Genomic DNA, 8,511 nt, shown 5'->3' on the forward strand with positions numbered 1-8,511 from the left:
ACTTGTGCCTCGAAAGCACCGGTCGATGAAATGCACCCCATACGCATCTCACCCCATACGCATTTAGGGAGCCAATAACAACGCCATGTCCAAGCCCGAGCAATTCTTCCAGCACCTGCGCGACGAACTGAAACAGATCGAGGCCGACGGTCTCTACAAGCGCGAGCGCATCATCACCTCGCAGCAGAGCGCCGAGATCCAGGTCAACAACGACACCCAGGTGCTGAACTTCTGCGCCAACAACTACCTCGGGCTCGCCAATCATCCCGACCTGATCCAGGCTGCCAAAGAAGGCCTCGATCAGTACGGCTTCGGCATGGCTTCCGTACGCTTTATCTGCGGCACCCAGGACATCCACAAGGCGCTGGAATTCCAGCTGTCAGAATTCCTGCGCACCGAAGACACCATCCTCTACACCTCCTGTTTCGATGCCAACGGCGGCCTGTTCGAAACCTTGCTCGGCCCGGAAGACGCGATCATTTCCGATGCACTGAACCACGCCTCCATTATTGACGGCGTGCGCCTGTGCAAGGCCAAGCGCTTCCGCTACGCCAACAACGACCTGGCGGACCTGGAAGAACAATTGAAAGCGGCCGACGCCGCTGGCGCCAGAACCAAGCTGATCGCCACCGACGGCGTCTTCTCCATGGACGGCGTGATCGCCAACCTGAAAGGCATTTGCGATCTGGCGGACAAATACAACGCGCTGGTGATGGTGGATGACTCCCACGCGGTGGGTTTCCTCGGCGAACACGGCCGCGGCACTCACGAATACTGCGACGTGATCGAGCGCGTCGACATCATTACCGGCACCCTGGGCAAGGCCCTGGGTGGCGCTTCCGGCGGCTTCACCTCCGGCCGCAAGGAAATCATCGACCTGCTGCGCCAGCGCTCACGCCCCTACCTGTTCTCCAACTCAGTGGCGCCGGCGATCGTGACCGCGTCGCTGAAAGTACTGGACATGCTGATCGAAGGTGGCGAGCTGCGTAAACAGCTGCAGGAGAACTCCGCCTATTTCCGCAAGCGTATGACCGAGGCGGGTTTCACTCTCGCCGGTGCCGACCACGCGATTATTCCGGTGATGATCGGCGAGGCCGCGCTGGCGCAGAAGATGGCAGACAAGATGCTGGAAAAAGGTATTTACGTAGTGGGCTTCTTCTACCCTGTGGTACCGAAAGGCCAGGCCCGCATCCGCACCCAGATGTCCGCCGCGCACACCCGCGAGCATCTGGACCGCTGTATTGATGCATTTATTGAAGTCGGCAAAGAGCTGGAAATTATTTAAGTAGTAAACATGAAAGCACTATCCAAACTGAAGTCCGAACCCGGCATCTGGATGACCGATGTCGAGATCCCGGAGCCAGGTCACAACGACCTGCTGATCAAGATCCGCAAGACCGCTATCTGCGGTACCGACATGCACATCTACCACTGGGACGAGTGGTCGCAGAAGACCATTCCGGTACCCATGGTAGTGGGCCACGAATATGTGGGCGAAGTGGTGGGTATGGGCCAGGAAGTGGCCGGCTTTAAAGTGGGCGATAGGGTTAGTGGTGAAGGCCACATTACCTGCGGCCACTGCCGCAACTGCCGCGCCGGCCGCCGCCACCTGTGCCGCAACACCTACGGTGTGGGCGTAAACCGCCAGGGTTCGTTTGCGGAATATCTGGTAATTCCGGCGCTGAACGCGTTCAAGATTCCGGACAATATTTCCGACGAGCTGGCTTCCATTTTCGACCCGTTCGGCAACGCGGTGCATACAGCGCTCTCGTTTGACCTGGTCGGCGAAGATGTGCTGATCACCGGTGCCGGCCCCATCGGCATCATGGCGGCGGCCGTAGCCCGCCATGTGGGCGCGCGCCACGTGGTAATCACCGACATCAACGATTACCGCCTGGATCTGGCCAAGAAAATGGGCGCGACCCGCACCGTGAACGTGAGCCGTGAAAAGCTGCCGGACGTGATGAAGGAAATAGGCATGACCGAAGGCTTCGATGTGGGCCTGGAGATGTCCGGTGTGGCTGTAGCCTTCCGCGATATGCTGTCTGCCATGAACCACGGCGGCAAGATTGCGATGCTGGGCATTCCCCCGGGTGAGATGGCGATCGACTGGAGCCAGGTGATTTTCAAGGGCCTGATCCTGAAAGGCATCTACGGCCGCGAGATGTTCGAGACCTGGTACAAGATGGCGAGCCTGATCCAATCTGGCCTCGACCTCTCTCCGATCATTACCCACCAATTCCCGGTGGATGATTATCAGAAAGGGTTTGAGACTATGGGTTCTGGTGAATCCGGCAAAGTCATCCTGAACTGGCAATAATTTTTCCTTGTAGCCAGCTTGTTGTGTTTTTAAGCTGGCCCAGTGGCGGAAGAGCACTGGGTATTCGTTTTCAAAACCGCTGTGAATACGTCCATGTACGCTGCGTCGGCAACATCCCTGTTGCCGACGCTTTTGAAAACGAATCCCCAGCACTCTCCCTTCACCTCCAAGCACGGCACTCCGATGTGGCGACTATGCCAATGCTTACGAAGTAAATGTACTTGAATTAAAGGCCAAGGGCCGGGTGGAGCATTTCGAAAGCGTCGCAAACAGGGATGTTTGCGACGCAGCGTACATGGACGTATTCACAGCGGTTTCGAAATGCTCCACCCGGTCCTTGGCCGCCAAAGCCTCAGAACAGAGCACCTCAAATTCCACAGGAGCTAAACGAGTGATCAGAGTAATCAGCGTACTCCTCTTCGCCCTGCTGCTGTTGGCAATCGCAGCTCACCTGTTTTACTCCCGCAAAGCGAGAGAAGAAGAAACCGGATGTTTGCCAACATTTCCCACTCACCACGTCGCAAGAACCTTTACGACTCCATCTTCCGGATCAAGCGCGTACTCGTAGTCCCCTGTACCAGCAGCGAAAACAACACCACGCCGAACACCATCGCCTGCACCGTCGACCAGTAAGGCAACTCCGTCGGCAGCGACAGCACCAGCGCCGCTGAAATGACCCCGCGCAATCCACCCCAGCTCAAGATCAACCGCCAGCTGTGGGTAATCGGCGGTCCCACATAGCGCGCCAATGGTGCAACCAGAAACACCGCCAGACCACGTGCACCGATCGCCGCAACAATCGCGACAATCATCGCCAGCCAATGCTGCGCGAACATATCAAATGAAATGACCAGCCCCATGATCACGAAGATCAGTGCGTGAAATAGCAGCCCCAGCCACTCCCAGGTGGGCGCGGCATGGGCGAGATAGGTTTCCTGCTGCTCTCGCAGACAGGCGCGCGCGACGATCGCGCAGATCATGACCGAAAGAATGCCGGATACACCCACCACGTGTTCCGCTAGGTAAAAACTGCCAAACGCCGCCAACACCAGTACCATCAGCGCCGCGCCCGCTGAGCGGAGAAACAGAATCACGATTGCCGTCAACAAACCGCAAATAGTCCCCACCGCCAGACCGCCGAAGAACACCGCGGCGAAATACAGCGTAAAACCACTCGCACCACTGATCGACTCACCGGTGGCAACCGCACCTTCCATAGCGCTGTGGGTGGCGATGCCGAGTACGAAGGAGAACAGCAGGATCGCCACCGCATCGTTGAACAGGCTCTCCCCTTCCACCAGCGTGAGCAATTCATTATTGGCTCCGGTCTGGCGCAGGCGGGAAACAATCGCTACCGGATCGGTGGCGGCGAGTATTGAACCGGTGAGCAGTGCAGCGAGCCAGGGGAAGCCCTCGGGCTGATGTACTCCGGAATAGACCAACGCTGCGGTGATCAGTATGCAAATGGGCACACCCACCATTGCCAACAGCAGTGCGGGCCCGAGCCAGCGGAACAGGGTATCCGGATCAATCTTCCACGCAGACTGGAAAATCAGCACCGGCAGAATGATAAAAAACACTAGCTGGTGAATATTCTCGGCGCGCAGGCCGGTGTCGTAATTGAATACCGGCAGCAGTATTCCGGCGAGCACGCCGGCAATCAGACAGCCGAGGGTATCGTCCCGTTTCAGCAGTCGCGCAATACCGAGTCCCGCGACGGCGGCGAGGGCCATATACAGCCCCTGCCCTACCAGGGTGGTGACGCCATCCATGGTGCTCTCCCGCCCGTTAGTTAACACCGCGATCGGAAGCGATCACGGATTTGGGTTTGACTTCCGGCACCAGTTCATTGAGCGGCATTGGCACGCCGCGCTCGCTGATCACCTCCACGTGGGCACGACGCAGCAGGCGTGGTTCCGGCACGCCACAGGAGTGGGCGATGGTGCCCACCTCGTATTCCATATTGCGCGCGTAGTGATACACCCGCTCCGCCTTGTCCATCGGGTCCAGCCCCTGCTGCAGGTCGGGATTGTGGGTGGTGACGCCGGTGGGACAGGTGTTTTTGTTGCACTGCATCGCCTGGATACAGCCGAGGGCAAACATGAAGCCGCGCCCGCAGTTGACGAAATCCGCACCCATGGCCAGCGCCCAGGCCACCATGGAGGGGGTCAGCAGTTTGCCAGCGCAGATAATCTTGATGCGCTCGCGCAGGCCGTACTGGGTAATCAGGTCCACCACCAGTGGCAGGCTGCGGTTCAGCGGCAGCCCCATATAGTCCATCAGGCTCTGGGGCGCCGCGCCGCTGCCGCCATCGGCGCTGTCAATGTTGATGAAATCCGGTGCGGAATCGATACCGCGGCGCTGGATTGCCTCGCAAAGGTCGTGCAGCCAATCGCTGACACCGATCACACACTTGAAGCCCACCGGCTTGCCGGTGACTTCGCGGATATGGTTCAGCATATCCAGCAGGCCATCCACATCGCGGATCTCCGGGTGTCCATTGGGGCTAATGGAATCCATCCCCGCAGGTATACCGCGCACATGGGCGATTTCCGGGGTGACCTTGATACCCGGCAGTATCCCGCCCTTGCCGGGCTTGGCGCCCTGGGAGAGCTTCAGCTCGAACATTTTCACCTGCTCGAGGGCCGCCACTTCTCTCAACTTTTCGTCCGACAGATTGCCCTCGGCATCCCGCACTCCGTATTTGGCAGTACCGATCTGGAACACGATATCGCAACCGCCGGAAAGGTGGTGGGACGAGAGACCGCCCTCACCGGTATTCATCCAGATGCCCGCCTTGGCCGCACCCTTTGACAGCGCCGTGACCGCCGGCACCGACAGCGCACCGAAACTCATGCCGGAAATGTTGAAAATGGAACGGGTGGTATAGGGCTTGCGTGCCACGCCCTCGCCCAGGGTCACTTCCCGCGGCGGCACCGCATCCTTGCTGAGGGTGGGAAACGGGTGATTGAGGAAGACGATGTCGCCGGGCTGGTTGAGCGGCCTGGTGGAGCCAAACGCGACGGTGGAATCCACGTTTTTCGCTGCGCGGTAGACCCAGTTGCGCTGGGCGCGGTTGAACGGCATCTCCTCCCGATCAAGGGAGTAGAAGTACTGGCGGAAAAACTCCCCCAGATGCTCGAACTGGTAACGGAAACGCCCCAGCACCGGGAAGTTGCGCCGGATCGCCTGCTTGGTCTGGCTCACGTCCGACAGGTACATGTAGACCACGTAAAGCACCAGCACCACCAGCCCGAAGGCAAACAGCATTGCAAATACCTGCAACACCTTGACCGCAAACGCCTGAATCGCGGCAACTGCCTGAAGATCCATTCCCTAGCCCCTGTTTTGATGGTTGAAATTGCGAAAACCAAAACCAAGCGGTCATTGTATGTGCTGGCAGGTGCTATTGCACAGTCCGGCCCTCGGCAATAAACTGTACAAACATACAGTTAACCGGTATCCACCAGAGCGCTTCCTTGGCCAACGACGCCCCCTCCAATCCCACCCGCCTGCACAAGGGCCGCGGCGCCATCAGCAATCTGGCCGGGCGCTTCGTGGATCAGGTTAGCAGCCGCGAGAGCGACGGCTGGGAGCAGGAACTGGAACCGCTTGTGCGGATAGAAACCCTGGCCATCGAGGAGAAGGCGAAATCCATTATCGCCACCAACAACTCCCCGGACATCCCGTTCAGCCAGTCCATCAATGCCTACCGCGGCTGTGAGCACGGCTGCATCTACTGCTATGCGCGCCCCGCCCACGCCTATATGGATCTGTCACCGGGGCTCGATTTCGAAACCAGGCTGTTTTACAAACCCAACGCTTCAGAACTGCTGGAACAGGCACTGCGCAAAAAGGGCTACCAGTGCAGCCCCATCGCCATGGGCACCAATACCGATCCCTACCAGCCGCTGGAAAAAGACAAGCAGATCACCCGCCAGATACTGGAAACCCTGCAGCGCCACCGCCACCCGCTGACCATCGTCACCAAGAGCCAGCTGATTCTGCGCGACCTGCCGATCCTGTCAGAGATGGCCCAGGACAACCTGGTGCACGTGGCCATCAGTGTGACCACACTGGACAACGAACTGAAACGTAAACTGGAACCGCGCACCGCAGGCCCGGCCGCGCGCCTGCGTACCATCGAGACATTGAGCAGCGCGGGGATTCCCACGGCGGTGATGGCGGCGCCGATGATTCCCGCGATCAACGATTCGGAACTGGAGAGAATTCTCACCAGCGCCAGTGAGGCCGGCGCCATCCAGGCCGCGTATATTCTGTTGCGGTTACCGTTTGAGGTGGCGCCGCTGTTCCGCCAGTGGCTGGCCGAGCACTACCCGGAGCGGGCGGCTCACGTGATGAGTTTGGTGCAGCAGAGCCGCGGGGGAAAGGACAACCAGAGCGAGTTCGGCGAGCGCCAGCGCGGTACCGGTGTGTTTGCGCAGCTGTTGCGGCAGAGATTCAAGATCCACTGCCGCAAGCTGGGGCTGAATGAGAGAAAACTGGCGCTTGACTGCAGCCACTTCACCCTGCCGCCCCGGGCGGGGGACCAGCAGAGTCTTTTTTAGCAATTACATAGAGCGCTGGTCGATCCGCTTGCGGAATTCCTCGGCACTTTCCTTGCGCTCGGAGTAGCGGTCCACCAGGTAGTCCGAACGATCGCGCAGCAGCAGGGTGAACTTCACCAGCTCTTCCATCACATCCACCACCCGGTCGTACAGGGATGATGGCTTCATGCGATCGTTGTCGTCGAACTCCAGCCACGCCTTGGGAATCGAGGACTGGTTGGGGATGGTAAACATCCGCATCCAGCGCCCCAGCACGCGCATCTGGTTGACCGCATTGAACGACTGCGAACCGCCACTGACCTGCATCACCGCCAGTGTCTTGCCCTGGGTGGGGCGGATGCCCTGCATCGCCAGCGGGATCCAGTCGATCTGCGCCTTCATGATGCCGGTCATGGCACCGTGGCGCTCCGGACTGCACCACACCATGCCATCGCACCACTGGGCCAGCGCGCGAAGCTCCTGCACCTTGGGATGATCTTCTGCCGCATCGTCCGGCAGCGGTAATCCGGAGGGATTGAAGGTGCGGGTTTCCGCACCGAAGAATTCCAGGATACGCGCAGCCTCTTCCGTCGCCAGGCGGCTGAACGAGCGCTGTCGCAGGGAGCCGTACAACAGCAGAATTTTGGGCGGTGCCGGTGTGCGCTCGGCGGAGAACAGTTTCTCCTCGTCAATCGGTTGCAGGCATTCGGCATCGATGTTCGGCAATTCGTTCAAGGACACAACTCACTCCTCAAAGTAGTGACGGGTTTTGTTGGCAAACGCCACCAGGCTCAGCATCACCGGCACTTCCACCAGCACCCCCACCACCGTGGCCAGCGCGGCGCCGGAGTTGAGGCCAAACAGGGAAATCGCCACCGCGACCGCCAGTTCGAAAAAATTCGAAGTGGCGATCATGCAGCCCGGCGCCGCGATGTTGTGCGGCAGCTTCATCGCACGGGCGGCGCCATAGGAAATGGCAAAAATGCCGTAGGTCTGGATCAGCAGCGGAATCGCGATCAGCACGATGGCCAGCGGTTTCGCGAGAATGGTTTCCGCCTGGAACCCGAACAGCAGCACCACCGTCGCCAGCAGGCCGGCAATGGAAATCGGTTTGACGGTTTCCAGGAAGTGATTCAGGCGCGAGTGATCCGAGTTTGAGTCCAGCGCGCGGCGGGTCAGGATGCCGGCAACCAGCGGAATCACCACATACAACAGCACCGACAGCAGCAGTGTATCCCAGGGTACCGTCACATCGCTGACCCCCAAAAGAAACGCGGCGATGGGGGCAAACGCAAAAATCATGATGATGTCGTTCACCGATACCTGCACCAGGGTGTAGTTGGCATCACCGCGGGTCAGCTGGCTCCACACGAACACCATCGCGGTACACGGCGCGACACCGAGCAGGATCATGCCGGCGATATATTCGGTGGCGGTCTGCGGGTCCACCAGGTCGGCAAAAATAACGCGAAAAAACAGCCAGCCCAGGGCGGCCATGGTGAAGGGTTTCACCAGCCAGTTCATCACCAGTGTCAGCAGCAGGCCTTTGGGTTTTTTGCCAATGTCACGGATGGAGGCAAAATCCACCTGCACCATCATCGGGTAGATCATCAGCCAGATGAAAATCGCCACGGGGATATTTAC

At 59.3% G+C, this 8,511-nt stretch carries 7 protein-coding genes; 3 read left to right on the plus strand and 4 right to left on the minus strand.

The genetic code is table 11. The annotated features are described in order from the left end of the window. The first annotated feature begins 85 nt into the window (after positions 1-85). Together kbl and tdh are read left to right on the plus strand one after the other, a co-directional pair. Positions 86-1,285 carry a glycine C-acetyltransferase gene (gene kbl / locus VIL80_RS14275; RefSeq protein ID WP_332036762.1) on the plus strand — a complete coding sequence of 400 codons (1,200 nt, stop codon included), beginning with the start codon at positions 86-88 and terminating at the stop codon, positions 1,283-1,285. Positions 1,286-1,294: 9 nt separating this feature from the next. Then, positions 1,295-2,320 (plus strand): L-threonine 3-dehydrogenase, zinc-binding type, encoded by a 1,026-nt coding sequence (gene tdh, locus VIL80_RS14280; protein WP_332036763.1) that lies wholly within the window; start codon positions 1,295-1,297, stop codon positions 2,318-2,320. A 530-nt stretch (positions 2,321-2,850) separates the two neighbouring features. On the opposite strand, the gene VIL80_RS14285 is transcribed toward tdh, so the two are convergent. Together VIL80_RS14285 and VIL80_RS14290 are read right to left on the minus strand one after the other, a co-directional pair. Continuing rightward, positions 2,851-4,092, minus strand: a complete 1,242-nt coding sequence (locus VIL80_RS14285; protein ID WP_332036764.1) for a cation:proton antiporter — start codon at positions 4,090-4,092, stop codon at positions 2,851-2,853. A gap of 16 nt (positions 4,093-4,108) precedes the next feature. Next, positions 4,109-5,653 carry an FMN-binding glutamate synthase family protein gene (locus VIL80_RS14290; protein ID WP_332036765.1) on the minus strand — a complete coding sequence of 515 codons (1,545 nt, stop codon included), beginning with the start codon at positions 5,651-5,653 and terminating at the stop codon, positions 4,109-4,111. Between the two features lie 146 nt (positions 5,654-5,799). On the opposite strand from VIL80_RS14290, the gene VIL80_RS14295 reads away from it, so the two are divergent. Beyond that, positions 5,800-6,888, plus strand: coding sequence for a PA0069 family radical SAM protein (locus VIL80_RS14295; RefSeq protein ID WP_332036766.1), 1,089 nt, complete (start codon positions 5,800-5,802; stop codon positions 6,886-6,888). A gap of 3 nt (positions 6,889-6,891) precedes the next feature. Here the strand turns inward: VIL80_RS14295 and arsH are convergent, their stop codons facing one another. Together arsH and arsB are read right to left on the minus strand one after the other, a co-directional pair. Beyond that, positions 6,892-7,608, minus strand: a complete 717-nt coding sequence (gene arsH, locus VIL80_RS14300; RefSeq protein ID WP_332036767.1) for an arsenical resistance protein ArsH — start codon at positions 7,606-7,608, stop codon at positions 6,892-6,894. Positions 7,609-7,611: 3 nt separating this feature from the next. Further along, a partial coding sequence (gene arsB / locus VIL80_RS14305) for an ACR3 family arsenite efflux transporter (RefSeq protein WP_332036768.1) occupies positions 7,612-8,511 on the minus strand: 900 nt, incomplete at its 5' end.

Origin of the sequence: Microbulbifer sp. (genome assembly GCF_036563125.1) — a bacterium.
GTDB lineage: Bacteria > Pseudomonadota > Gammaproteobacteria > Pseudomonadales > Cellvibrionaceae > Microbulbifer.

What these genes read in the sequence shown, in the direction of transcription:
- kbl (WP_332036762.1), top strand. Translation starts at nt 86, where the DNA reads ATGTCCAAGCCCGAGCAATTCTTCCAGCACCTGCGCGACGAACTGAAA.
- VIL80_RS14285 (WP_332036764.1), bottom strand. Translation starts at nt 4,092, where the DNA reads ATGGATGGCGTCACCACCCTGGTAGGGCAGGGGCTGTATATGGCCCTC.
- tdh (WP_332036763.1), top strand. Translation starts at nt 1,295, where the DNA reads ATGAAAGCACTATCCAAACTGAAGTCCGAACCCGGCATCTGGATGACC.
- VIL80_RS14290 (WP_332036765.1), bottom strand. Translation starts at nt 5,653, where the DNA reads ATGGATCTTCAGGCAGTTGCCGCGATTCAGGCGTTTGCGGTCAAGGTG.